Origin of the sequence: Streptomyces sp. NPDC046203 (genome assembly GCF_040646255.1) — a bacterium.
In the GTDB taxonomy this organism is placed as follows: Bacteria; Actinomycetota; Actinomycetes; order Streptomycetales; family Streptomycetaceae; genus Streptomyces.
The window spans coordinates 1-25,116 of sequence record NZ_JBEYZX010000028.1 but is presented as its reverse complement, the minus strand read 5'-3'; the positions used below and the strand labels follow the sequence as shown (position 1 = coordinate 25,116).

The 25,116-nt window shown below is 72.4% G+C and carries 20 protein-coding genes; 8 read left to right on the top strand and 12 right to left on the bottom strand.

Annotated elements, in window-relative coordinates; translation table 11 throughout:
• The first annotated feature begins 43 nt into the window (after positions 1-43).
• Together ABZ990_RS20285 and ABZ990_RS20280 are read left to right on the top strand one after the other, a co-directional pair.
• Positions 44-283, top strand: a complete 240-nt coding sequence (locus ABZ990_RS20285; RefSeq protein ID WP_361233091.1) for a hypothetical protein — start codon at positions 44-46, stop codon at positions 281-283.
• The gene (locus tag ABZ990_RS20280) at positions 280-1,053 is read left to right on the top strand and encodes a methyltransferase domain-containing protein (RefSeq protein ID WP_361233089.1); all 774 of its coding nucleotides are present in this window, start codon (positions 280-282) and stop codon (positions 1,051-1,053) included. Before ABZ990_RS20285 ends, ABZ990_RS20280 begins: the two co-directional genes overlap by 4 nt.
• 108 nt (positions 1,054-1,161) lie before the next feature.
• Here the strand turns inward: ABZ990_RS20280 and ABZ990_RS20275 are convergent, their stop codons facing one another.
• The 5 genes from ABZ990_RS20275 to ABZ990_RS20255 form a co-directional block, all read right to left on the bottom strand.
• Entirely contained in the window at positions 1,162-1,641 is a 480-nt protein-coding gene (locus ABZ990_RS20275; RefSeq protein ID WP_361233086.1) for an ATP-binding protein, read from the bottom strand.
• A 470-nt stretch (positions 1,642-2,111) separates the two neighbouring features.
• Entirely contained in the window at positions 2,112-3,011 is a 900-nt protein-coding gene (locus ABZ990_RS20270; RefSeq protein WP_361233083.1) for a dihydrodipicolinate synthase family protein, read from the bottom strand.
• A 318-nt stretch (positions 3,012-3,329) separates the two neighbouring features.
• A complete protein-coding gene (locus ABZ990_RS20265) occupies positions 3,330-4,391 on the bottom strand; it encodes a polyprenyl synthetase family protein (protein WP_361233081.1) in 1,062 nt (353 codons plus the stop codon).
• A gap of 380 nt (positions 4,392-4,771) precedes the next feature.
• On the bottom strand, positions 4,772-5,812 hold the full coding sequence (gene mvk, locus ABZ990_RS20260) for a mevalonate kinase (RefSeq protein WP_361233078.1): 1,041 nt from the start codon (positions 5,810-5,812) through the stop codon (positions 4,772-4,774).
• 53 nt (positions 5,813-5,865) lie between these two features.
• A complete protein-coding gene (locus ABZ990_RS20255) occupies positions 5,866-7,044 on the bottom strand; it encodes a hydroxymethylglutaryl-CoA reductase, degradative (protein WP_361233075.1) in 1,179 nt (392 codons plus the stop codon).
• 201 nt (positions 7,045-7,245) lie between these two features.
• Between ABZ990_RS20255 and mvaD the strand changes: the two genes are divergently transcribed.
• From mvaD to ABZ990_RS20235, 4 genes are all read left to right on the top strand, one after another.
• Positions 7,246-8,265 (top strand): diphosphomevalonate decarboxylase, encoded by a 1,020-nt coding sequence (gene mvaD, locus ABZ990_RS20250; RefSeq protein WP_361233073.1) that lies wholly within the window; start codon positions 7,246-7,248, stop codon positions 8,263-8,265.
• Positions 8,262-9,356 (top strand): hypothetical protein, encoded by a 1,095-nt coding sequence (locus ABZ990_RS20245; RefSeq protein WP_361233070.1) that lies wholly within the window; start codon positions 8,262-8,264, stop codon positions 9,354-9,356. Before mvaD ends, ABZ990_RS20245 begins: the two co-directional genes overlap by 4 nt.
• Positions 9,357-9,428: 72 nt before the next feature.
• Entirely contained in the window at positions 9,429-10,517 is a 1,089-nt protein-coding gene (locus ABZ990_RS20240; protein ID WP_361233067.1) for a terpene synthase family protein, read from the top strand.
• A 55-nt stretch (positions 10,518-10,572) separates the two neighbouring features.
• On the top strand, positions 10,573-11,754 hold the full coding sequence (locus ABZ990_RS20235; RefSeq protein ID WP_361233064.1) for a terpene synthase family protein: 1,182 nt from the start codon (positions 10,573-10,575) through the stop codon (positions 11,752-11,754).
• Between the two features lie 96 nt (positions 11,755-11,850).
• Here ABZ990_RS20235 and ABZ990_RS20230 read toward each other — a convergent pair whose 3' ends face one another.
• From ABZ990_RS20230 to ABZ990_RS20215, 4 genes are all read right to left on the bottom strand, one after another.
• Positions 11,851-14,457 carry an Ig-like domain repeat protein gene (locus ABZ990_RS20230; RefSeq protein ID WP_361233061.1) on the bottom strand — a complete coding sequence of 869 codons (2,607 nt, stop codon included), beginning with the start codon at positions 14,455-14,457 and terminating at the stop codon, positions 11,851-11,853.
• Positions 14,458-14,787: 330 nt separating this feature from the next.
• Complete coding sequence (locus ABZ990_RS20225) at positions 14,788-15,114, bottom strand: DUF6087 family protein (RefSeq protein ID WP_361233058.1); 327 nt, start codon at positions 15,112-15,114, stop codon at positions 14,788-14,790.
• Between the two features lie 107 nt (positions 15,115-15,221).
• Positions 15,222-16,709 (bottom strand): amino acid permease, encoded by a 1,488-nt coding sequence (locus ABZ990_RS20220; protein ID WP_361233055.1) that lies wholly within the window; start codon positions 16,707-16,709, stop codon positions 15,222-15,224.
• On the bottom strand, positions 16,706-17,494 hold the full coding sequence (locus ABZ990_RS20215; protein WP_361233052.1) for a gamma-glutamyl-gamma-aminobutyrate hydrolase family protein: 789 nt from the start codon (positions 17,492-17,494) through the stop codon (positions 16,706-16,708). The genes ABZ990_RS20220 and ABZ990_RS20215 overlap by 4 nt, the downstream gene beginning before the upstream one ends.
• A gap of 58 nt (positions 17,495-17,552) precedes the next feature.
• On the opposite strand from ABZ990_RS20215, the gene ABZ990_RS20210 reads away from it, so the two are divergent.
• Positions 17,553-18,272 (top strand): FCD domain-containing protein, encoded by a 720-nt coding sequence (locus ABZ990_RS20210; protein ID WP_361233046.1) that lies wholly within the window; start codon positions 17,553-17,555, stop codon positions 18,270-18,272.
• A 120-nt stretch (positions 18,273-18,392) separates the two neighbouring features.
• Here ABZ990_RS20210 and asnB read toward each other — a convergent pair whose 3' ends face one another.
• Together asnB and ABZ990_RS20200 are read right to left on the bottom strand one after the other, a co-directional pair.
• Entirely contained in the window at positions 18,393-20,234 is a 1,842-nt protein-coding gene (gene asnB / locus ABZ990_RS20205; RefSeq protein ID WP_361233044.1) for an asparagine synthase (glutamine-hydrolyzing), read from the bottom strand.
• Between the two features lie 508 nt (positions 20,235-20,742).
• Positions 20,743-22,107, bottom strand: coding sequence for an alkaline phosphatase (locus ABZ990_RS20200; protein WP_361233042.1), 1,365 nt, complete (start codon positions 22,105-22,107; stop codon positions 20,743-20,745).
• A 462-nt stretch (positions 22,108-22,569) separates the two neighbouring features.
• Here ABZ990_RS20200 and ABZ990_RS20195 point away from each other — a divergent pair, with 462 nt between their 5' ends.
• Positions 22,570-23,886, top strand: a complete 1,317-nt coding sequence (locus ABZ990_RS20195; RefSeq protein ID WP_361233039.1) for an RICIN domain-containing protein — start codon at positions 22,570-22,572, stop codon at positions 23,884-23,886.
• A gap of 67 nt (positions 23,887-23,953) precedes the next feature.
• Here the strand turns inward: ABZ990_RS20195 and argF are convergent, their stop codons facing one another.
• On the bottom strand, positions 23,954-24,949 hold the full coding sequence (argF, locus tag ABZ990_RS20190) for an ornithine carbamoyltransferase (protein WP_361233037.1): 996 nt from the start codon (positions 24,947-24,949) through the stop codon (positions 23,954-23,956).
• Between the last annotated feature and the right edge of the window lie 167 nt (positions 24,950-25,116).

Genomic DNA, 25,116 nt, shown 5'->3' with positions numbered 1-25,116 from the left:
CCCCTCTCCTCCACCCGCCCTCCGCTACTCCCAAGGCGAAGACATGCCCACCGCGCCCCCTCCCGTCCCCGCGACCACCGAGAAGCCCCCACATCCGGCCCACCGCCTGGAGGAGCGGGAGGGGCCGGAGAGGCTGGAGAGGTCGGCCGGCCGCACCGGCCGACCCGACCCTTTCGCCTTCGGTACGGTCCTCGTCGACCGTGTTCGACGGGGCCCGCATCTCCAGCGCCACCCCACCGGCGGCGGCCTCGCCCGCTACCGGGCCCCGGGGTGGGCGCGGTGACCGGCTTCGACGCGGTGGGGGCCGCGTACACCGCCCACTCCGCCGGTGCGCGCGGCCGGCTCCGGCACGATCTGGTGGAGCGCAGGCTCCTCGCCGAACTGCCGGACCGGCCGTGCCGGATCCTGGACGTCGGTTGCGGGAGCGGTGAGATGACGCTCCGGCTCGCCTCAGCCGGGCATCGGGTGACGGGGGCCGACCCGTCCGCCCGGATGCTGGCCGCGGCGGCCGGCCGGCTCGCCACCCGGCCGCGACTCTCCGCCCGCGTCCGGTGGTTGCGGGCCGACATCGAGGAACTCCCTCTCGGCGGGCGGCGATTCGACCTGGTGTGCTGCCATGGCGTGCTGATGTACCTGGACGAGCCCGGCGCCGCGATGGCCCGTCTGACCGGGCTCGTCGCACCCGGTGGACTGCTGAGCGTCCTGGCCAAGAACCGTCATGCCATCGGGGTACGGGAGGCGTTGCGCGGGGACCGCGCGACGGCCCGCCGGCTCATCGAGTCCGGCGCCGACCGGAGCGTCGGGAATCTCGAAGTGGCGACACGCGGCGACACCGCCGAAGAACTCGACCGTCTCGCGGCCCGGTACGGGCTCGTGCCGCTGCCCTGGCAGGGCGTACGGATCTTCCACGACCACCTCGACGACAGCTGGTCCCCCACCCCGGCCGCATACACGGAAGCGCTGGAGTTGGAGTGGGCCGCCTCCTGGCGCAGCCCTCACCGGGACCTCGGCCACCTCGTACACACCCTGGCCCGCCGGCCGCCCTGCGCGTGACCGCCACCGTCCGCGAAGGACACTCCGCAAGCCCCTCGGCCTCCTCGCCCGCATGCCGGAAAGCTCCACGGCGGTTCCGGGGAGAAGGCCGATCCTCAAGGGCGCGGCTCAGAGGCCGAGTTCGGAGGCCAGGTGGACCGCGGCGAAGCCCTCGTCGCGGAGCCGGCCGGGGGTGGGCAGCAGCCGATGGTGCTCGCGGACGAGGTCCACCGGCACCGCCCGGCGGTCACGGGCCTCGTTCCGCGCCTCCAACGTGTCCAGCGGGACATCGAACAGGACGGCGATGACGGGTCGCCGCCAGGAGCCGGCGCGGGCGACGAGGCCGGCTCTCACATGCGGATGCACGTTTGTGGAGTCCACCACCGTATTCAGACCGCGGGCGAGACGGGCGTCCAGAAGGATGTTCTGGATCTCGACGGCGACGGGAGTGGCGGACTGGTCGATCTCGGAGTCGGTGGCCAAGCGCCGATAGAGATCCAGGGAGACGCGCCAGCTGTCCGGATAGCGGCGGGCGAAGGTCGACTTGCCGGACCCCGGCGGGCCGATGAGGACGCACAGGGTGCCGTCGGAGCGAGGGAGCGGGGTCATCGGCAGCCTCCGGCGCCAAGGAAAGCGGTGCGGTACGGACGTGGGTCGCCGTGTGCGGCACGCGGACCACGAGGCCCGGGTCCCCCGCCGCGATCGCCGCCGTACACCCGGCCGGGCGGGCGCTGTTCGTCGTTCATCCCCTCCAGGCTATGCCGCCTCCTTCGCTCCATGGCGCTCATGACAGGGCCGCCCGGCACAGTCGGACAGCGCCAGAGAGGGCGGCGCGCCGTCCCCGGCTCTCTCGCCCACCGCGCTCCCGCGACTCGCTCCGCGCGGCCGGCCTCCACGGATGAGGATCATCGGAACGCATCGCCTCGTCGCATCACCTCGTCGCACTCGCCGCAACGACCCTTCTCCGCAGGGCAGTTGCGGCGAGAGACCGTGGCGCACGGGCCGGAAACGTTCTTCCGGCCCGTACAACCAGGGTCTTCGCATGCGTACGGGTACGCGCACCCGGCGCCGATCCGCTCCTACCGGGCAAGCTCGTCGAGCGCCCTCAGGGCGCCCTCGATCGACTCCGGCGCGGCCGGCAGCAGCGGCAGCCGGACGTCGGCGGAGGGAATGCGGCCCTGGGCGTGCAGGACGCCCTTGAGCACGGTGGGGTTCGGCTCTGCGAACAGAGCTGCGGACAGGCGCGCGAGCCGGTGACCGAGGGCCCCCGCAGCGGCCGCGTCGCCCGCGTGCCAGGTCTTGACCAGCCTGTCGAAGGCGCCCGTGGCCAGGTGCGCCGAAGCCAGGATGCCGCCGTGGGCGCCCATCGCGAGCAGGGGCGAGAGGAAGATGTCGTCGCCCGCCATCACCGAGAAACCGTCCGGCAGGTCCGCCATCAGTTCCACGGTGGCGCCGGTGATCCCGCCGGCCGCGTACTTCACCCCGCAGACCCCCGGCAGCTCCCCCAGCCGTCGCAGCGTCCCGGCGCCGAGTTCCTGTCCGGTGCGGTACGGGATGTGGTAGATGACCAACGGTACGGGGCTGACAGCGGCCAGTGCCGTGAAGTGGACGATCACGCCCGCCTCGGAGGGCCGGGTGAAGTACGGGACGACCGTCAGGGCGGCGACCGCCTCGGGCACCGCTTCGAGGGCCGTCAACTCCCGTGCGCTGGCGAGGGTGTCGTTGTTCCCGGCGCCGATCGTCAGGGGCGCGCCGTGCTCGCGGCAGACCCGGGCGGCGACTTCGACGACGCTCGCCTTCTCGTCGGCGCTCAAGGTCGCGACCTCGGCGGTCGTGCCGAGGGCCACGAGGCCGGCGGCTCCCTCCGCGAGGAGCTCGTTCGCCAGCTCTTCCAGCGATTCCAGAGCCACTTCGCCGTCGACGGTGAAGGGCGTGATCAGCGGAACATGGATTCCGCTCAACATCGTGCTGCGTTCCATGCATTCATCTTCGCCGGGCTTCCCGCCCGGCGTCCATCGCCGATTCCTGATGCCTCTCGTAAGCTGCGCTGATGCTCGGCTCGCAGGGGATTCACCCGTCCTGGCAGCCGGCCCGTCGAGGAGTTTTCCGCCCTGCCGGCGATGTGCTTTTCCGCAATTCCCTCCGCTGTCCGTCGGTTGTCCGTCGGTGACGTCCAGGCCGGAACACGGCCCGGGCGTGCGCCTGCCGGAGAGCGTGGGGGCGGGCGCGCGGCCGCCGCCCGGATCCGTCACCAGTGCGGAAGGCAACAGAAGGGTGCGGAAGGGCTACGGGGAGCGCTACGCGGCCCTCCGCGTGGCGCTGTCCGCGATACCGCGCAGGGCCGCGACCGCGTCGGCCGAGAAGGGGGCGTGGTCGAGGGCGCGGCGGGCGTGGTCACGACGGGAGCGGATCATCTCCTCGACTCTGTCGCGGGCGCCGGTGGCGACGAGGATCTCGCGGACGCTCCGGGCGTCGTCGTCGGTAAGGCCGGGATCGCCGACCAGGACGTCGAGGGTCTCCCGCTGCCGGGAATCGGCGCGTTGGACGGCGAGGGCGAGCAGGACGGTGTGCTTGCCCTCACGCAGATCGTCCAGGTGGGACTTGCCGGTTCGGGCGGAGTCGCCGAAGACCCCGAGGAGATCGTCACGGAGCTGGAACGCCTCCCCCAGAGGCATGGCGAAGTCGGTGCAGGCGGCGAGCACCCGGGGATCGGCGTCGGCGAGGACGGCCCCCACGTGCAGGGGGCGTTCGACGGTGTACTTCGCGGTCTTGTAGCGGATCACTTCGAGCGGGGTCTCCAGATCGCCCGCCGGTTTTCCGGAGGCCAGCAGGTCGAGGTACTGCCCGTACATCACTTCGGAGCGCATGCTGTCGATGACGGGAAGCACCGCGAGGAGCCGCTCGGCCGGCAGCCCGGCGGTGTGCAGAAGCTCGTCGGACCAGCACAGCGCCAAGTCCCCGACGAGGATCGCCGCACTGACCCCCAGGTGCGCGCGGTCCGCCCGGCCGCGCCCGCCGCCGTGGCGGGCGGCGAGGGTGCGGTGCACGGTCGGCTGTCCCCGGCGGGTGTCGGAGCGGTCCATGATGTCGTCGTGGACCAGGGCGAAGGCGTGGAACATCTCCAGCGCCGCCGCGGCCCGATACACCCCGGGGTGCATCCGGTCCCCCGCCTTCGCCGCCGCGTGCCAGCCGACCACGCAGAGCAGGGGCCTCAGCCGCTTGCCGCCGGCGAACAGGAACCGGTGCAGGGTCTCGGGAGCCTCGGCGGGCAGCCGGTGACCGGCCGCGGCCCGCAGTTTGCACCGGAGGAATTCCTCCAGCTCGGAGTCGACGGCACGGCGGATTTCCGTCAGGTCCACTGCGGATATCTTCTCTCCGGTTCCGTGTGTCGTCATGGTACCGCTGCTTCCCCGGCTGTCGCCGTGTCGGGATTCCTTCCCTCCAGAGACTCCCGAACGCCATGATGGGCGATACGGAGAATGAACGCATCGTGAGAGGAACGGATTGTCCGGCCCCATCACGGGAGTGGCATCGCAGTCACCCGCTGTATTCCCTTTCGCTCGGTGCGCGACCGAAGACCGGGCCGATGTCCCGTACAGCGGACGAAGAGCACTTCCCCGAGAAACAGACGGGAATCCGGACGCTTCCGATCCCCGGGAATCCCCGTCGAAGCCACACGGCGGAATCCGCGCCGGGGGCAGGCCGGAATAAGGAGGCGCGCGCACGGCTTCGGATGCCTTCACGGGAATGCGGGACCCGGTGGAGGGGTCGCGTGGACGCGGCTGACGAACGCCCGGTAGCCCGCGGAGCGGACGGCCGAGGCGACGGCCGCCGCGTTTCCGGGAGCGAGCGCGATGACGGCTCCTCCGCCGCCCGCTCCGGTGAGTTTGGCGCCGAGGGCGCCCGCCGCGCGTGCGGCGGTGATCGCGTGGTCGAGTGCCGGCGTGGACAGGCCCATGCCGTCGAGGAGGTGCTGGGCCTCGTCCATGAGACGGCCCAGGCTGGCGAGGTCGCCCGTACGCAGGGCGTCGCGCCCTGACCGGGCGAGGTCGCCGAGCCGGGCGAACCGCTGGTGGAAGACATCGGGCCGGGACCCCGCGCCCTGGCGCACCCGCCGGACCTGGTCGGCCGTGGAGCGCCGCCGCGAGGTCGTCACCACCACGAGTTCGAACGCTTTTCCGACCAAAAGCGGTGTCGCCTGGGGACGGGCCGTCCGCTGGAACCAGACGGTGGCGCCGAGCCCGACCGCCGCCACGTCGAGACCGGAGGACACCCCGTGGAAGGCGCACTCGACCTCCCCGGCACGTTCCAGGAATTCGGCCCCGCCCGGTTCTGCCCAGCCCGGTTCCACCCCGCCCGGCTCGGCCCCGCCCGGCTCGCGACCGTCCAACTCGATTCCGCTCGGATCCGCCCCGCCCTCGGCCCTGTCGGCTCCGCTCCGGGCGAGGTCCGCCAGCGTACGGAGCAGGGTGACGCTGAGGGCGGCGGAGCTGCCGAGACCGCAGCCGGCCGGAATGTCGGACTCGATGCCGATCGCGATCCGGCAGGGGGCGAGCGAGAAGTAACCGGCCGCCGTGCCGATCGCCTCCTCCAGACGCCGTACCGCCTCCGGCCCCTCCCCGTCCTGCGGGGACGGGTACGGGCCCTTCGGGGCCGGGCCCTCGAAGCAGGTCGCGGGTCCGCCGCCGCGCAGGGTGGCGGTGAGGGTGAGCCCGCGGTCGATCGGGGTCGCGATGGCAGGCTGGCCGTACCCGACCGCGTGCTCTCCGAAGAGGATCACTTTCCCCGGTGCGCTCCGCGTGCTCGTCCGAGGAATCAGGGGATTCAGGGGATTCATGGGGCGGGAGGCGTGGGTCGCGGGCGATCGCCGGTGCGCCGGTGGAGCGCCATGTGGCCCTGCTGAATGCCCTCGTCCGCCAGCGCGCGCAGCGCGGCGAGGTTCTGCGCGAGGCCCACGGCCGCCATGACGGCGGCCAGTTCGCGGGCCCCGGCCACCCCGAGCATCCGCAGGGACAGGCCGGCCCGGGGACTGGAGCCGATGCGTGCGCCGACGGTGCCGACGGCGAGCGGGATCTCTATCCGGCCGCAGAGGCAGCCGTCGTCGTACCGCCAGGTGGCGAGCGGCTGATACGTGCCGCCTCGGGCGGCGAAGGCGTGCGCGCCGGCCTCGATCGCCCGCCAGTCCTGGCCGGTCGCCAGGGCCACGGAGTCGATGCCGTTCATGATGCCCTTGTTGTGGGTGGCGGCCCGGTGGGGGCTGTGGGTCGCGAGGTCGCAGGCGCGGACGATACGGCGGGCCACGTCCCCGCCCGCGCGCTCGCGTGTGCGCAGCAGCGCCTCCGGGACGCGGGCGCGGGCGCGCGCCAGGCGCCGGTCGGCGAGGTTGGAGACGATACGGATGTTGGCCGTGCCGCCCGTCACGTCGACGACGTGCGAGGCCATCCCCTCCACGAGGGTGTTGACGGCATTGGCGCCCATGGCGTCGCCGACATCGGCTGTCAGATGGACGAGCAGGGTCCCGTCGGGGAGCACGGTGGCGGTGATCTCGCGGGCTCCGCAGCCTCGGGCCGCCATCCGGGGCTGGAGTGCCCGCGCCACCTCGAGAAGCCGGGGAGCGGACCGCTTCACGCGGGTCGCCGCCGCCTCGGCGTCGGCCAGGTCGATCACATGGATCTGCCCGGTCATCAGGGCGGGGTCGGCCTCGGCCTCGATGCCGCCGCCGTCCCGGACGAGGCGCGCCGCGTGGGAGGCCGCGGCCACGATCGACGGTTCCTCCGTCACCATCGGCACGAGATAGTCATGCCCGTTCACCAGAAAATTGACGGCTACACCATAAGGCAAAGAAAATATGCCGACCGCATTCTCGATCATAAGGTCGGCTTGGGGGAGTTCGAGAGGTGTCTCGCTCGCGAGTGCGGCACGGTCGGAAATTGAAAATCCAACGTTTTCCGCGAGAACATCCTGGCGCTGACGCAAGGGAAGCCGGTAGAAGCCCGGCAGACGGGAAGTCATGACGTTTCTTCTTCCCCGGGGAAGGATGCGAAGGAGCGTTTTCCCAGGCTACCCCTGATTCGCAGGGACAAGAAATCGAGGCGATAATCCTCGCGGCGAATCAGCGGCCTCCTCTCGTCTTGCGCCGTCGAATTCAAAGTGCATCATCGGACGTATGACGGGATTCGTGTGTGCCATGTACGGCGGCGTGCGGGGCCGGTCGTGATCTGGGCCGTGGCCCACTCCAATGTCGCCCTGGTGAAGTACTGGGGCAGGGCGCCGGGGCCCGGTCACCAGCCGGCGGGCACCAGCGTGTCGCTCACGCTCGACGGCCTCGCCTCGGGCGCCCGGGTGGCGGAGCGGCCGGCCGGAAGCGCCGACCGCGTCGGCTGGGATCCTCCCGGTCCCGTCGCGGAGCTGAGCCGATTCGTCACCCTCGCCCGCGCGCGGCTGGGCATCGGACACCCGCTCGACGTCCTGATCACCTCGAACTTCCCCGTCGCCGCCGGCCTGGCATCCTCCGCCTCGGCCTACGCCGCCCTGACCACCGCGCTCGCGGCGCTCGCGCCCGGCCGGCCGTCCGCCGACGGGCTCGCCGCGCTCGCCCGGCAGGGCTCGGGTTCGGCGTGCCGCTCGATGCTCGGCGGGTTCGTGCAGTGGCGGCCCGGGGCCGACGCCGGAGCCGTCACCCAGCTCGCGCCCCCGGAACACTGGCCCCTGGCGGTCCTCGTCGCGGTGACCGATACCGGCCCCAAACGCGTCCCGTCGCGCGAGGGGATGCTGCGCACCCGGGCGACCTCGCCCTTCTACGAGGCATGGCTCACGGCGGGCAAGGAGGATCTGACCGCCGTTCGGGACGCCGTACGCGCACGCGACCTCCCCGCCCTGGGCGCGGCGGCCGAACGCAACGCCCTGCGCATGCACGCCACCGCGCTGGGCGCCGAACCGCCCCTGCTCTACTGGGAGGCCGCGACCGTCTCCGTGATGCGCGAGGTGTGGCGCCTGCGGGAGGACGGTGTGCCGGCGTTCTTCACCGTCGACGCCGGGCCGCAGGTGAAGGTCCTCTGCGAGCCCGCCGACGCCGACCGGGTCGAGCGGGCTCTCGTCGGTGTTCCCGGAGTCCTGCGGGTCCTGCGCTCGCGCCCCGGCGGCGCGCCGCGTACCGGCCCGGAGCCCCCCTCCTGGGCCGCGCCCCACGCCTCACCGGGCCCCTCGGCGTACGAGGAGGGCCCGGCCGCATGAACGAGGTGAGGGTATTCGCCCCGGGAAGTCTGTTCGTCATCGGGGAGTACGCCGTGCTCCACGGTGAGCGGGCCCTGGTCGCCGCCGTCGATTCCGGCATCGAGTGCCGGGCCGCCGAGGCGGCCGGCTGGTGGCTCAGCGCGCCGGACCTCGGTGTCGACATGCCGCTGGAGGACGTCCCCCGCGATTCGGGCGCCGGTCTGCTCGCCGAGGCCGTCCATGCCGGGGACGCGGTCTTCACCGGCCCCGGGCCACTACGGGTGACGGTCCGGGGCCACGGCTGGGGAGCCGGCCGGAAGATCGGGCTGGGCGGCAGCGCGGCGAGTGTCGTCGCGGTCCTCGGCGCTCTCGCGGCCGCCTCGGGCCACGACGTGACCTCGCCGGCCCTCCGCCGGGCCCTGCTGCCGGCCGCCGTCGACGTCCACCGCGCCCACCAGGGCGGCCGGGGCAGCGGCGGCGACGTGGCCGCCGGCGTCCTGGGCGGCTGGGTCGACTACCGCACCGTGGACGGGACTCCGCACGCCGAACCCGCCGTCGTACCGCCCCGGCCGCACCTCGCCGTGGCCTGGAGCGGGCTCAGTGCCTCCACCCCCGCCGGCATCGACCGGTTCCACCGGATGGGCAAGGCCGGGGTCGACCGTTTCCTGACGGCCCTGCACGACGAACTCGACCGCTTCTGGGCCGCCTCGCGCGCCGGCGACTGGACGGGATTCCAGCACGCGCTCTCCGCCTACGGCGCCGTCCTGGACGATCTCGCGCACCGCCTCGCCCCCGGGGAGGCGGCACGGATGGCGCTGCTGACGCGCGCGGCGGCCGAGCGCGGCGTGGCCGCCAAGAGTTCCGGCACGGTGGGCGGGGACTGTGTCATCGCCGTCGGCCCCGACGGCGCGCCGCTGGCCGAGGTCCGCAAGGCGTGGCGGCGGCTCGACGCCGTACCGCTCGACGTCGCCCCGGACACCGGCGGCCTCCGCCTGCTCGGGACGGACGGGACGGACGGGATGGACGGGTCCGGTGGGCGGCCGACGGGCCCGTACACCACCGGTGCCGGTGGCCACGACCGGTCACCGGATGTCGGGGAGGTGAGCCGATGACGCGTGACCGGCCGGACCCGATACCCGGCACCCGACACCCGACGCGCGAGCGAGCGAAGGAGCAGGCACCCCATGACCATCCGGTTCGAGATACCGCCGCTGTACTGTCCGCTGCCGCCGCCCCACCCCCACCCCGACGAGACACTGCTGGAGAAACGGGGGCTGGACCAGTTGGACGCGTGGGGGCTGTTCGCCGACCCGCTCGACCGGGTACGGGCCGCCGCCACCCGCTCCCACGAGCTGATGGCCCGGATGACCCCCGACGCCCCCGCCGACCGGGTCCAGCTCGGTGTCGACTGGTCCTACCTGGCGTTCTCCTTCGACGACCGGCGCACCGACTCCGGGCCCGCCAGCACCGACACCGCCGAACTCTGCCTGTGGTTCGCGGGCCTCGACTACGCCGGAGCCACCCTGGACACCGCACCCCTTCCCGACGACGTGTTCTACCCGGCCGTCGCCGACATCTCCGCGAGAATCCAGGCGGCGACCACCCCGGCGCTGTGGCACCGATGGATCACCAGCACCAGGGCCATGGCCTCGGCCGCGCTCTGGGAAGCCGCGCACCGCATCACCGGCCGGCCCGCCGACTTCGCGACGTTCCTCACCGTGCGCCCGGACCTCGGCATGGGTCTCGGAGCCCTCGTCTGCGCCGAGATAGCCGCCGGACTGAGGGTGCCCGAGGAGGAACGCCACGATCCGCTCGTCCGCGCCGTCGTCCAGGCCGCCGGTCTGCTGATCACCCTGGACAACGACCTGTACTCCTTCCCCAAGGAGGACCGGGCGGCCCGGCTGGCCGGCCGCGACCCCCTCGCCGAACCCACCCCTGTCCCCATCCTGATGCGCGAACACGGGAGCACCGTCGCCGAGGCCGCCCTCCGGCTCACCCAGATCCGCGACCGCATCCTGGACCGGGCCCTCCGCCTGGCCGAACGCGGCGCCCTGCGCCCCTACAGCGACGACACCCATGCCCTGATCGGCATCGCGCTCCGCGTCGTGAGCGACCACCTCGACTGGGCAACCCGCGCCACTCGCTACACCGACCCCGACGGCACCGACCCCGACACCATCGACCTGCGGTGGAACGGACTCACCCACACCCCGCCCGCCGACGACCGCCCCCTCCCCTACCCGGCGGTCTCGTGGTGGTGGGACATCGACTGAGGCAGGACCCGGACCGAAGAAGGACCCGGACCGAGGCAGCGAGAAGAGGCCCGAGATGGCCGACACCGTCCCGTACACGGCCGTACACGCCGAACGCTTCGCCCGGCTCTCGGCGGAGTGCGAACAGCTGCCGTCGCTCCGGGAGGAAACCCTCTCCCTGAGCGACATGTTCGACCACGACGGCTTCGCCATCGAGGAGTACTGCCGGGACGCGGCACCCAACCCGCACGCCGAGGCGAGCGGGTCCGACGTCCGGCGCTTCGCTCTGCGGCACGGAATCTGGCTGGCGGGCATCAGCGACCACGTCCTGGACATGAGTGCCTACCTCAACCCCCGGGCGGACCTCGGACGGCTCACCTCGATCGGCAAGACGTACGCGATCAACTGGTACCTCGACGACACCATCGGCCGCGAGAAGTTCGCCGCGATGTCCGGCGAGGAGCGGGTCCGTGCCGCGCGCAGGCGGGAGCGGATCATCGCGCTGTGCCGAGCGGCCGGGGCGGACCACGGGCATCCTGGCGACGGGTACCCCGGCGACAGGCGCCCCGGCGACGGCCCCGCCGCGACCGGCCACGCCGGGGACGGTGTCGACGCCACCGACTCCGTCGAGGAGGCAATGCTCCAGGTGCTGGAGGAACTGCGCGACGGCTCGACGCGGGAGTGGTACGACCGTTTCGTCGGGCAGTGGACCGAGCACGTGGGGATGATGTGCCGGGACCAGAACGCGCGTACCTCCGGACTCCTGCCCAGTGTGGAGGAGTACACCGAGCGCCGCATCGTCATCTCCGGGATGCCGCACGCGATCACCTTCGGCGAGTTCGCCGCCGGCCGGTTCCTCGCCCGACGGGCCCTCGTCGCCTCCGGCACCGACGCGCTGGTGGACCGGGTCTTCCACCGGATCTGTGCCGCGTGCTGCCTGTCCAACGACCTCTTCTCCTTCCCTCGGGAGCTGCGTGAGGGGTGCGACGCCAACGCCGTCGTCGTCGAGGCCCTCCACCGCCCCCGGCTCACCCTCGCGCAGGCGGTCGCCGCCGCCATGGACCGTACCCGGTGCCACACCGCCGGGTTCCTGACCGCGGCAGCGGACCTCAAGACGACTGCGGCCCTGCTCGACTCACGCGAACTACGGGAAAATCTCGATGAGTTCGTGCGCGCCACCGAGGACTCCCTGCGCGCGACCTGGGTCTGGCAGATGCGCAGCCCCCGCTACCGCGAGATCCGGGCCGCCTTCCGCTGAACGGACACCACCCCCACCCCGCACGCCGCGTGCCCCCTGGCCCCGGACATGTCCGGGGCCAGGGGGCACGGCCGACCGACTAAAACTGACTATCCGTCAGTCCTGTGCGGCGCTATGGCGGTTCCGGCCGTCGCGGGCGACGCAGCCGTCCCGTGACTCGTCGCAGTAGCCCTCGTGCTCCTTGCTCACCTCCACCGTGATGGTGGCGGTTGCCTGGTTGCTCGTGACGTGGTCGCCCCGGGAGTCGGTCGCCGTCGCCTCAGCGGTGTTGGTGACCTCGCAGCGCGTGACCTCGTGGTCCCCGTACCCGTCCCCGCCGTGTCGCGCGGGCGTCCGGCAGGGGGTGACATCGGCCTGGGTGATCGTGTGGCTACCGTGGCAGGTGGTGCTCTCGCCGGGGGCCAGGGTGGTCGCGTCGCAGACGACCCCGGCGGCCTTGTCGTCGGTGACCGTCACCTCGTGCAGCGCGGCGTCACCGGTGTTCGTGACCGTGTACGCGTACGCGACCGTGTCGCCCACCCGGAACGGCCCGGTCGACTCCGCCCGCTTGACCAGGGTCAGTTCGGCGGTCTGCTGCCGCTCGACCGTGAGGGTGGCCGTGGCCTGTTCGCTGGCGACCTCGTTCCCCGTGGGCTCCAGCGCCATCGCCTGGGCCAGGTTGGTGAGCGCGCACCCGCCGTCCACCGGCCGGCACGGGGTGATGTCGGCCTCGGTGACGAGGTGACTGCCGTGGCAGGTGGTGCTCTCGCCGGGGGCCAGGGTGGTCGCGTCGCAGACGACGCCGGTGACCTTGTCGTCGGTGACCGTCACCTCGTGCAGGGCGAGGTTGCCGGTGTTCGTGATCGTGTACGCGTACGCGACCGTGTCACCGACCCGGAACGGCCCCGTCGACTCCACTCGCTTGTCCAGGCCGAGCGAGGGGTGCGGGGCCTCCTCGACGACCACCACGACCTCCCCGGACACCGAGGGCGGGCAGGTGCCGTCCCCCAGGTAGCGGGCGGTGATGTGGTGGGAGCCGAGGGCGAGGTCCGTGGTGGTGAGGGTGGCGGTGCCGTCCGGACCGAGCGGGGCGGTGCCGAGGGAGGTGGCGCCCTCGAAGAACTCGACGGTGCCGGTGGGCGTACCGACGTTGCAGGTCACCTGCGCGGTGAGGGTGACCGGGTCGCCGGGTGCGACCGTCGTCGGGGAGGCCGTCAGGGTGGTGGTGCTCACCGCCTGGGTGACGGTCACGGTGACGGGCGCGGAGGTGGACGGCGGGCAGGTGTCGTCGCCCAGGTAGTACGCGGTGATGGTGTGCTGTCCCTCGCTCAGATCGCTCGTGACGAGGGTGGCGACCCCGTCCGGACCGACCTCGGCGGTGCCGACGACCGTGCCGTCCTGCCGGCGGAACTCGACCGTGCCGGTGGGCGTGCCCTCGCTGCACGCCACCTCGGCGGTCAGGGTGACCGGCTGCCCGGGGGCGGCCGTGGTCGGGGAGGCCGTGAGCGTGGTGACGCTCACGGCCCGCTCGGCCGCGGCGAGGGTGTGGAATTCGCCCGCGCCGATGGCGGTGGCCCGGGTGTAGGCGGGCAGCCGGGTCTGGACCGGGGTGGAGCGGTTGGTGGTGGTGCCGTCGCCCAGCTCCCCGTTCGCGTTCTGGCCCCAGCCGTAGATACGGCCCTCGGAGGTCAGCGCGATGCTGTCCCGGCTGCCCGCGGCGATCTCGGTGACCCGGACATCGGCGGGCAGGAGCGTGTCGACGGGCGTGAGGCGCTGGATGTTGGTGCCGTCGCCCACCTGGCCTTCGTTGTTGCGTCCCCAGCCGAGGACCCGGCCCTCGGAGGTCAGCGCCAGACCGTGCGCGTTGCCGAATCCGCCCGCGGCGATGCCGGTCGCCACGGTGCCGGCGGGCAGGTGGGTCTGGACCGGGGTGGTGCGCTGGACGAGGGTGTTGTCGCCCAGCTGCCCTTCGTTGTTGCGCCCCCAGCCGAGGACCCGGCCGTCGGTGGTGAGCGCCAGAGTGTGCTGGCCGCCGCCGGAGGTGAGGGCGGCCTCGGTGCCGGCGGGCAGGAGCGTCTGGACCGGGGTGGGGACGATGCCGACGCCGGAGGTGCCGTTCCCCAGCTGCCCGTAGGTGTTGCGCCCCCAGGCGAGGACGCGGCCGTCGGTCGTCACGGCCGTGGCGTGCTCGCCGCCGCCGGAGATGGACGCGATCTCGGCTCCGGCGGGGAGGTGCACCTCGACCGGGGTGTGGCGGGCGGTGGTGGTGCCGTCCCCCAGCTGCCCCTCGGTGTTGTTGCCCCAGGTGAGAACCCGGCCTTCGGAGGTCAGCGCCATGCTGAAGTAGTAGCCCGTGGACACGGCGGTGATCCGGAGGCCGGCGGGGATGTGCACCTCGATCGGGGTGGAGCGGCTGGTGGTGGTGCCGTCGCCCAACTGCCCCACGCCGTTGTATCCCCAGGCGAAAACCCGGCCGTCGGTCGTCAACGCCACGCTGTGGTACTGCCCCTTGCTCGCCAGGGACGCCACCTGGACACCGGCGGGAAGGCGCACCTGGACCGGTGTGGAGCGGTTGGTGGTGCTCCCGTCCCCCACCTGGCCGTCGCGGTTCAGGCCCCAGCCGAGGAGGAGGGGGGTACGGGCAGGCGTGGGCGGCTGGGCGGCCGGCGACGGGGGTGCGGCCGGCCCGATCAGGCAGAGCGCGGCCGCCAGAAGGGCGAGCACGGCCCTGAAGGCCCCGCTTCCAGGGGTACTCGGCCTCGGCCTCGACGCTTCCGCACTCTTCATGACTCTTTTGGTACGGGCCCCGATCGGCCGCCCCCGGCCGACACACCGGCACCGGACGGGAAACGCCCCGACCAGCCGCATCCCTCACGCACACGACCCCGACCGCTTCCGACCTCCCTGGCCGACCTGGGTGAGGGAGCGTCAGAAACGGTCAGGGCCGGAGGGGTACGGAGAGCGGAGAGGTACGGAGAGCTACGGGCGCCGGGCGCCGCACATGTCGCCCGCCCGCGCCACGCGTGTCACCCTCCACCACCCCCGTGGCGACGCCTACTGGTCCCGTTCCTCCGCCGGGTCCTGTTTCCGGTGCCGCCCCCGCGTCTCTCCCCTCGGCGGACGGTCCCACTCGGCGGGCCGCTCCTTCGCGGGCCGGGGCGGGTAGAGCACGGCCTTGGCGGCGGCCAGGTCGTCGACGACGCCTACCGCTTCCCACTGCTCGCCGGTCCATCTCTCGATCGCTCTCGGCGCGCCCGGGTCGACATGCGCCCCGCGGTGTTTCCCGCTCCCGAGCGGTACGGCCCGCAGTTTGCCCGTCGAGGCGGCCCGGCGCTCCTCGCGCCGGCGCGCCCATTCCTCCAACGATTCCTCATCGTCCATCGCCGCATCGTGGCGCAGTGGCGCCCCCGCCCGCCACCGTGTCCCCCGTGCGGGTGACACTCGTCGGCGGGCCGGCGGCGGCGAGGTGACGGGGCTTCAGAGAGCGGTCAGAGAGCGGTCGGGCGCTTGCGCTGCAGCCACAGGCCGCCGAGGGCGGTGGCCACGGTGAGCGCCAGCGCCAGCACGGCGTCCGCGCGCGATTCCGGCAGGACGATCATCACCGCGTAGAGCGCGAGGAGAGCGATCAGCGTCGCCCAGGTGAGCCACGGGAAGAGCCAGACTCCAGCGCCGGGTGCGGGCCGGCGTCCATCGGCGCGGTCGTGCCGGCCGAGTACCAGGTGGGCCGCGGCGATGCCGATCCAGGTGACGTAGACGGTGTCGCCGGTGATGTCCACGAGCCGGCTGAACGCCGTCGTCGGGTGGAAGACCTGGAACAGCAGGCAGAGCACCGTCAGGGCGACGGTGAGCAGGATGGCCGTGTGCGGCACCCCGCGGCGCGAGGTGCGGGCGAGGACGGACGGGGCGTCGTGGTCCCGGGCCAGCGCGAAGAGCATCCGGGAGCTGGCGTAGACCTGGGAGTTCATCGTGGAGAGCATCGCCGCGAACAGCACGACGTTCAGCACGGTGGAGGCGCCGTGCAGCCCGAGATGGCCGAGGGTGGCGGCGAACGGGCTCTCCCCCACCGCGGCGCTGTTCCAGGGCAGGAGCAGGACGATCACGGCCAGAGAGCCGAGGTAGAAGACGGTGACCCGGAAGAGGATGGTGCGGGTGCTCTTGCGGATCGCGGCCGCGGCGTCCTCGGTCTCGCCCGCGGCGATGGTCACGATCTCGGTTCCGGAGAAGGAGAACATCGCGCCGGAGGTGGCGATGACGACACCGCTGAGGCCCATGGGAAGGAAGCCCCCGTGGTCCACCAGGTTGCCGACGCCGGGCGCGTCCGTGCCCGGCAGCAGGCCGGCGACCGCGACGAGGCCGATCGCGATGAAGAGCGCGATCACCGCGACCTTGATCCACACGACCCAGAATTCCATCTCCCCGTAGGCGCGTACGGAGGTGAGGTTGACCGCGGTCACGATGCCGATCATGACCAGGGCCGTCAGCCAGACCGGCAGTGCCGGGATCCAGCCGTGCACGATCCGGGCGATCGCGATGGACTCGACGCACATCCCCAGGGGCCAGCCGACCCAGTAGATCCAGCCGCTGGCGAATCCCGCCCAGCGGCCGAACGCCATCCGGGCGTACACGGCGAAGGCGCCGGTGTCGGGCCGGGTGATGGACATCTCGGCCAGCATGCGCATGATCAGGATGACGATGGCGGCCGTCAGCGCGTAGGCGATCAGGATGCCCGGGCCCGCCTGCTGGATGCTCACTCCGGAGCCGACGAAGAGTCCGGCGCCGACCGCACCACCGATGCTGATCATGGTGATGTGACGGCTGTGGAGGCTGCGCGCCAGCGACGGCCTGCCGGTGCCGGCCTTGACCTCGACCCCGGCCGCATCGCCGCCACCGCCGCCACCGGGAACTCCGGGGCCGCCCGGCTTCGTCTCGCCGCTGCCGGCTCCGGCGGGGGTCGTCAGCCCCTCGCTTCCCGTCACGGCCGGCCGCCCGCGGGCCGCTCGAAGCGCACCTGCTCCAGCAGCGCGCGGAACAGCGGCAGTCGCAGCTCCGCGCTGGGCACGAACGCCTCCGGGTGCCACTGGACGCCGACGCTCCAGGCGGTCGTCGCCGCGCTCTCGGCGTCCGGGGCCACCTCGATGGCCTCCACGGTCCCGTCGTCGGCGCGGGCCGACACCACGAGGCCCTCGCCCACCCGGTCGACGGCCTGGTGGTGACCGGAGGACACCGGGATCCGGTCGGCCCCGAACACCCCGGCCACGGTGCTGCCGGCGGCGAGCGCCACCTCGTGGACGGCCCACTCCTCCCCGTCCACCGGGTCGTGCGCGACGGAGGTCTTCGGCAGGTCGAGGTGGAGGGAGCCGCCCCGGAGGATGTTGAGCAGCTGCATGCCCCGGCAGATGCCGAGCATCGGCAGCCGGTTCTCCAGGGCGTGCCGGATGACGGCGGCGTCGAGCCGGTCCTGCGCGGGGTTGACGTCGTACAGCGCCGGGTGGTCCGAGTCGGCTCCGTACAGCGCGGGGTCGACGTCGCCGCCGCCCGGCACCACGAAGCCGCGGCAGTCGGCGACCTGGGCGTCCAGCGGGACGCCCTCGGACTCCGGGCGCAGCAGCACGGGCTCGGCGCCGGCGGCGCGGATCAGCTCGACGACGTCGTCGAAGATGCGGTTCGCCTCGAGGACGCGCTGATCGGCACCGGGCGCGTCCGCGTCGCTGAGGCGGACGGGTATGCCGACGCGGGGTGCCGGGTACTCAGGCGTGCTCATAGGCTCTCCCATTGATCGCAGGTTGCGGTAGGAATGCGAAATCTAGAGGATAGGTTTCATGGACGACAAGGGTTGGGCGCAACACATTGCGCCGGTGCGCGCCGCGGGAGCCGCGGAGGCCATCGCGCGACGGCTCAGCGAACTCATCGGCGCACGAATGCTCGTCGGCGGCGACCGCTTCCCCCCGGAGAAGACCCTTGCCGAGATGTTCGACGTCGCCGTGATGACCGTCCGTCATTCCATGGCGGTGCTCCGCGAGGAGGGGCTGATCGAGACCCGGCGCGGCCACCGTGCCGGCACCTACGTGGTCCCCGACGTCCTCGCCCGTATCCGCGAACTGACGGCCCTCCACCCGTACACCCAGGAGGACATCGAGGAGTTGACGGCCTGGCGGGTCGCCGTGTCGGGAGAGGCCTCCGCCCGGGCCGCCCGGCGCGCCTCGGAGGCGGGGCTGGCCAGGCTGCGCGAGCTGGAGACCGCCGCCGACGAGGCGATCGCCGACGCCGAGGGGTATCGCACCCTGGACGCCTGCCTCCATCTCCACATCGCCGAACTCTCAGGATCCCGGCGCCTGTTGGAGGCGGAGCAGGGCATCCAGGACGAGCTGACCCGGCTGCTGGCCGACCACCCCGGCGGGGTGGAGGCGCGCAGTACGCCCGACCAGCAGCACCGCGGTCTGGTGGGGGCGATCGAAGGCAGCGACCCGGCGCGGGCCCGCGAGTGTTTCGCGGTCCACGCCCAGGCCACCGCCGATCTGTTCCTGCCCTTCGTTCAATAGCCCTTCGTCCGGCAGCCGTTCGTCACCGGTGGCCGTTCGTCACCGGTGGCCGTTCGCCCGATGGCTCTCCGTCCAGTGGCCGCCGGGGGCGCGGGACCGCGCTCCGACAGCCGACAGCCGTCAGCCGAGGGACAGTTCGGGCTTGTAGAGGTCCAGCCAGACCGCCAGGTTCAGGGTCATCTCCAGGCCGCGGCGGGACGCCTGGGCGGTCTGCGGGGTGTCGCTGTACGCGTCCCGGCGCACCCGCTCCCGATCGACCAGGTCGAAGACCGGGTGGGAGGGGCGGGTGAGGAGATCCTTGGCGTGCTCCCGCAGGGCGACGGCGTACGCGGGGTCCTGGGTCGAGGGGTAGGGGCTCTTCACCCGGTCGTAGACGGACTTCGGGAGCAGATCCGCCGTCGCCTCCCGCAGCAGGCTCTTCTCCCGGCCGTCGAAGGACTTCAGCGACCAGGGGGCGTTGTAGACGTACTCGACGAGCCGGTGGTCGCAGTACGGCACCCGCACCTCCAGGCCGACCGCCATGCTCGCGCGGTCCTTGCGGTCGAGCAGGATCCGTACGAAGCGGGTCAGGTGGAGGTGGCAGATCCGTCGCATCCGGTACTCGAAGTCGCTCTCGCCGTCGAGCCGTTGGATGTCGGCGACGGCGGTGCGGTAGCTCTCGTTGATGTACGCGCCGAGGTCGAGGGCCTTGTTCACGGCCGGGTTCAGGATGTCGATGTCGTCGCCGAAGTGCCGGCCGAAGTGGACGAGCCAGGGGAAGGTGTCGGCGCGCCGGGCCTCCTCGTCGAAGAACTGGAGGTATCCGCCGAAGACCTCGTCGGCGGACTCCCCCGACAGCGCCACCGTGGAGTGTTCACGGATCGCCCGGAACAGCAGGTAGAGCGAGGCGTCCATGTCCCCGAGGCCGGTCGGGAGGTCGCGCGCGCGGATCACCGCGGCCCGTACGTCGGGATCGGCGAGCGCGCCCGCGTCCAGGACGATGTCCCGGTGATCGGTGCCGGAGGCGCGGGCCACATCGTGCACGAACGGCGTGTCGGGGGTGCCGCGCAATTCGTCGGCGACGAAGTTCTCGGTCTGTCCGGCGAAGTCCACCGCGAAGCTGCGCACCGTCTCGCCGCGCTCGGCCAGTTGGCGCGCGGCGAGGGCGGTCATCGCGGAGGAGTCGAGACCGCCGGAGAGCAGCGTGCAGCGCGGCACGTCGGAGACGAGCTGGCGGCGCACGATGTCCTCGAGGAGCGAGCGGACGGTCGCGATGGAGGTGGCCCGGTCGTCGGTGTGCGGCCGGGTCTCCAGTCGCCAGTACACACGGCGGTGCAGCCCCTGCCGGTCGACGGTGACGACGGTGCCCGGCTCGACCTCGTACATGCCGTCCCACACGGCGTGTCCGGGCGTCTTGACCACCGTGAACAGCTCGCGCAGTCCATCGAGGCCCACCCGGGCGCGGGTCAGCGGATGGGCGAGGATCGCCTTCGGCTCGGAGCCGAAGAGCACGCCGTCGGGGGTGGGGTGGTAGTAGAACGGCTTGATCCCCATGCGGTCGCGGATCATCACGAGCCGGTCGCCGCGTCCGTCCCAGACGGCGAAGGCGTACATGCCGTTGAGGCGCTCGGCGAGCCGGTCGCCCCATTCGAGGTAGCCGCGCAGCACCACCTCGGTGTCGGAGTCGGTGGTGAAGCGGTGGCCCCGGCCGGTCAGCTCGCGGCGCAGTTCGGTGAAGTTGTACGCCTCCCCCGAGTAGACGAGTGCGACGGTGCCGTCCGGGGTCCGCACGCTCATGGGCTGCCGCCCGCCGGGCAGGTCGATGATCGCGAGCCTGCGGTGCCCGAGGGCGGCCGGCCCCTCGATCCAGGTGCCCCGGTCGTCGGGCCCCCGGCAGGCCATGGTCTCCGTCATCGTGTCGACGGTCGCCTGCTCGGTCCGCAGATCGCGGTCGAAGGAGACCCATCCGGTGATGCCGCACATGCGCTACCTCCCGGTCCCGTATGCCGGGCGCGGCCCGTTCGCCCGTGGCTCCGGCAGAGCCTCCGGCCGCCCCGGACAAACAAGTTGTATTGAGCAGCTACATGACGAGCGTGCGCTCCGCGCGCGGGGTGGTCAACTCGGCCGCGCCCCGGCCGACGCCCGCCGCCCCACCGTTTCGGCCGGGTTTTGCGATACGTGTACGCACCAACCAGGAGGGCGGCCCGTGTGCGCCGTCGGATCTCGGCCATGGGTAAAGAGTTCCCCCGGATCTCCCCGCGCGTCCGGCCCGGCGCCACTCCCGCCTCCTGCCGATCGCCGATCGCCGATCGCCGATCGCCGATCGCCGACCCGTTGTCTCGCTTCAGGCTTGGCCGGTGAAGAGGAGGCCGTCGCGGGGAACACCCGAAGGGGGACCCGATGGCCGGATCCCCCTTCGTCCCCCCGTATCCCTTACGCGGTCTCACACGGCCTTACCCGGCCATGCACGGTCCGACCGCGGTCAGGGAGTTCAGCGCAGGCGCAGCGCCTCGCTGATCGTCGTGAACAGGTCGGTCTGGTTGGTGACGCCGAGCACGCGGTACGCCTGCGGGCCCTGGGCGGCGATCCGGACCTCGGTGCCCGTGTGCTCCTGGGACTGACCCGGGGTGTTGGTCGAGTAGTTGACCTTCAGCGGCTGGCCCTCGTCGGTGACGAGCGTGGAGGACAGACCGGGCGGGGCCGCCTCCAGCGGGACGATCTGGCTGCTGTGGCCGTGGTCGGCGGTGGTGACCACCAGGGTGTCGGGGTGCTTCGCCGCGTAGTCGCGGGCGACCTTGACCGCGCGGTCGAAGGCGGCCGTCTCGCCGATCTGGCCGCACGGGTCGGCGGCGTGGTCCTGCTTGTCGATCGAGGCGCCCTCGATCTGGAGGAAGAAGCCCTCCTTGGAGTGGTTCTTCTTCTGCTTGTCCTCCAGGAGCTGGATGGCCTTGGTCGCGGAGTCGGCCAGGCTCGGCGTGGTGGACGGGCGGTTGGGGTTCGCGGTGACGCAGCGCTGCGGGGCGGTGCCGCCCACGGCGGCCGGCTTGCCGGTCCACTCGACGGGCACGTTGCCGGGGGCGAACAGGCCGAGGACGGGTCGGTCGGCCTTGACCTTCTTGAGGCTCGCGTCGTCGGTGACGACCTGGTAGCCGAGCTTCTGGGCCTGCTCGGTGACCGTGAGGCCCTTGAAGGCGCCGTCGGTGACCTTCTGGTCGAACCGCTGCTTGCCGCCGCCCAGAAGGACGTCGACCTTGTGGTTGACCGACTGCTCGGCGATCGAGCCGAGGCCGCCGGCCGCGAGGGTGTCGACGGGGCACTTGGCCATGTCGGCCGGGCCCTGGCAGGAGCGGTCGGTGGCGTGCGAGGCGAGCACCGCCGGGGTGGCGTCGGTCAGTTCGGCGGTGGTGACGCTGCCGGTGGCGTAGCCCTTGCTCTGGGCGAGCTCCAGCAGGGTCGGGACGGCCTTGTTGGTGCCGGGCGTCTTGGAGATACGGCCGTTGACCGTCTTCACACCGGTGGCCCAGCCGCTGCCGCTGGCCGCGGAGTCGGTGACGTACTCGGGCGTCCCGTCCTCGTGCACCGCGTACGTCGTGTACGCGCCCGTCAGCGGGAACTGGTCCATGGCGAGCCGGCCGGCCGCGCCGACCGTGTAGTCGCGGGCGAGGGTGATCTCGGAGTCACCCATTCCGTCACCGATGAGCAGGATGACGTTCTTCGCCTTGCCCCCCTGGATCGTCGCCTTCGTCCGCTGGACGGTGTCGAAGGCACCGGCGGTGGACGTGACGGCCACGGCGGCCGCGGTCGCGGCGACCAGAGTTGCGGCGGCCACGATGCGGCGGCGAGTGGACTTGGGCACGAATACCCCTCCTCGAGGTGACGAACGGACCGGCGCGGGTGTCCGGCCTGGGCCAGACCATCAGGCGTGGGCGACGCCCAGGTGAACTGCCTGCCGCAGGCACGTATCCCGGAGGCATCCAGTGTCGGACGGAGCATCGCCGCGCGGGCGGAGGCACACCCTCCACCACGGAAACGAACGTGCGCCCGGAACGTTGCTCCGCCGCGGCCGGGACGGTTTCCCGGTGGGGTCCCGGTGGGGTCCCGGTGGGGTCGCGGCGGCCTCCCGGCGTTACGCGAGACGGGAGCCGGGGGGCCGGTGCGGCGCAGCCGGTACGGGTTCGGGGCCACGCGTACGGGTCGAGGACCGCGCGTACTCCTGCCCAGCCGGACAGAGGCACGGCGGGCCGGAACACGCCCGTGCCCGCATGTTCGATTGCCCTGCCCCTGGTTCCGGCACGGGCGCCCTGGGACAGTGCGGCACATGACAACCAGTCGTCGAAATGCCGGAGTCGGCGGCTCCCGCCGGCCGGGCATCCGCGCGTGCCCGCACCGTCTGGCGGCAGCCGTGATCACACTGCTGCTCGCCTGCGCGGGACTCTTCGCGACCAGTGAGGTCGCACAGGCGGCGAACCCCGACAGCCATGTCGCCGCGACCTGGAACATGCAAGCCGGACCCGACCGCTGGGCGGGCGCCTACAACCTGGCCCGCACCCACGATGTCGTGGCCCTGCAGGAGGTACCCCAGGGGCAGCCCGCCGGGTCGTACTACCAGGGCATGGTCAACGGCGTCGAGCACTACCTCTGGGTCCAGGGGGACAACGGGCCGCTGCGCCACCTGTACATCCTGCGCACCACCACCCGGAACCTCGGCATGGTCACCGCCTGGCAGCCGGACAACGTCCTGCCCATCAATGGCGTCTACCGACCGGCTCTCGGGGTGGTCAACCGCGCCGACGGCATCCTCTTCGCGTCCGTGCACGCCGCCTCCGGCGGCGGGAACGACGCCGGGTCCCTGCTGCGCCGGATCGCCGACACCGCCTTCTACCAGGGGTTCCTCGACTGGGCGGCGCTGGGCGACTTCAACCGCGCCCCGCAGGACCTGCCCGCGCTCGGCCTGCCCCAGAACGCGCGTATCTACAACGGCGGACAGGCCACCCAACAGTCCGGCAACGAACTCGACTACATGGTCTCCGACGTCGACACCGACAGCTGGCAGGCGAGCGTGCTGCCCAACTACGGCAGCGACCACTGGCCGGTGCGCTTCGGGGCCCTGCGGGCCGCGGCGGGCCCCGCCGAGCTGACCATCCACGCGGACAACAGCGACCGACTGCTCGACGTGTACGGGGCGCAGAGCGCCAACGGCACCCATGTGATCCAGTACCACGACGACGGAGGCGACAACCAGCGCTGGTACCTGCGGTGGCTGGGGATCCTCGGGGACACCGGCAAGCCGATGTACCGGATCGTCAGCAAGGCCAGCGGCAAGTGCGTCGACGTGGCCAACGGCCAGCACTCGCACGCGGGCGACTACCTGAACATCTGGGACTGCCACCCCTCCATCGGCGAGCCCGGCTCCGACGGCCCGCGCCGCGACACCCAGAACTTCACGCTGGAACACCCCGACCCGGTGTTCCCGAACCTGACCGTGCTGCGGGACAACGGGACCGGCCTGTACGCGAACATCAACCGCAACGAGACCGGCGACGGCGCCTGGGTCATCCAGTGGACGTACCAGCCGGGTCCCCACCAGCCCGATCCCGTGGCCAACGAGACCTTCTACCTGCACCCCCGCGAGTAGCGTGCCGAGGCCGTGCCGGCGCCGTCGCGGTCATCCGCGGCGGCGCCGTCGTATGCGATCGCCTCGGTCAGGCCGTACGCCGGCGGGCCGTGGTGATCAGGGTGTGGAGCAGGGCCTGGGCGGTGGGCAGCCGGTTGGCCGCCTGGCGCCAGACCAGGGACCGGGGGCCGTCGAGCACCTCGGAGGTGATCTCCTCGCCGCGGACGGCGGGCAGGCAGTGCATGGCCACCGCCTCACCGGGAGCGTGGGCGAGCAGGGCGTCGTCGACACGGTAGGCGGCGAGGTCCCGGGCGCGTTCGGCGCGTTCGTGGTGCTTGTCCATGGACACCCACACCTCGGCGTAGACGGCCTGTGCGGAGCCGACGGCCTCCACCGGATCGGTGGTCAGCGACACGGACCCGCCGTGGTGGGCCATCAGCTCGCGTGCCTCTCCGAGGATTTCCGGGTCCGTCTCGTACCCGGGCGGGGCGGCGATCACGAGGTGCATACGGGAGGCCGCGCACGCCGCGAGGAACGAGTTGCACGTATTGCTCGCGCCGTCCCCGATGAAGGCCACGGTCAGGCCGTCCAGGGTGCCGAAGTGCTCGCGCAGGGCGAGGAGGTCGGCCAGGGACTGGCAGGGGTGGTGGGTGTTGGAGAGCGCGTTGACGACCGGCACCGTCGCGGCGTCGGCCATCTGCTCCACGATGGCGTGGTCGAAGGTGCGGATCGTGAGGGCGTCGAGGTAGGACGACAGGACGCGGGCGGTGTCGGCTGGGGTCTCGCCGTGACCGAGTTGCATGTCCTCCTTGTTCAGCACCATCGCCTTCATGCCGAGGCGGTGGGCGGCGGTGGCCAGGGAGACCCTGGTCCGGGTGGACGGCTTCTCGAAGACGCATCCGATGGCGCCGCCCCGCAGATCCCGCTCCCACCCCAGCGGTTCCTGTTTCATGGCCGCCGCCAGGTCCAGCAGCTCCACCAGGGTCCGGGGATCGAGGTCGCTCACCCGCAGGAGGTCGCCGGGGACCTTGCCCGTCACCGTCGGCCGGCCGGTCTCGGACAGGGTGCTCGTCTGGGTCGTCATCGTGTTCTCCGGCTTCGTCGACGCGTCCCGCGCCGCGCACGGGGTGCCGTCGGGCGGGGGCGGGGGGCTGTTGCCGCCAGCGTGCTCGACGGCCGCCGGGGGCGCACCCCGGACCGAGTTCCAGAACAAGAACAAGGTCAACGCCTTCGACATGGAGGATGCGATCA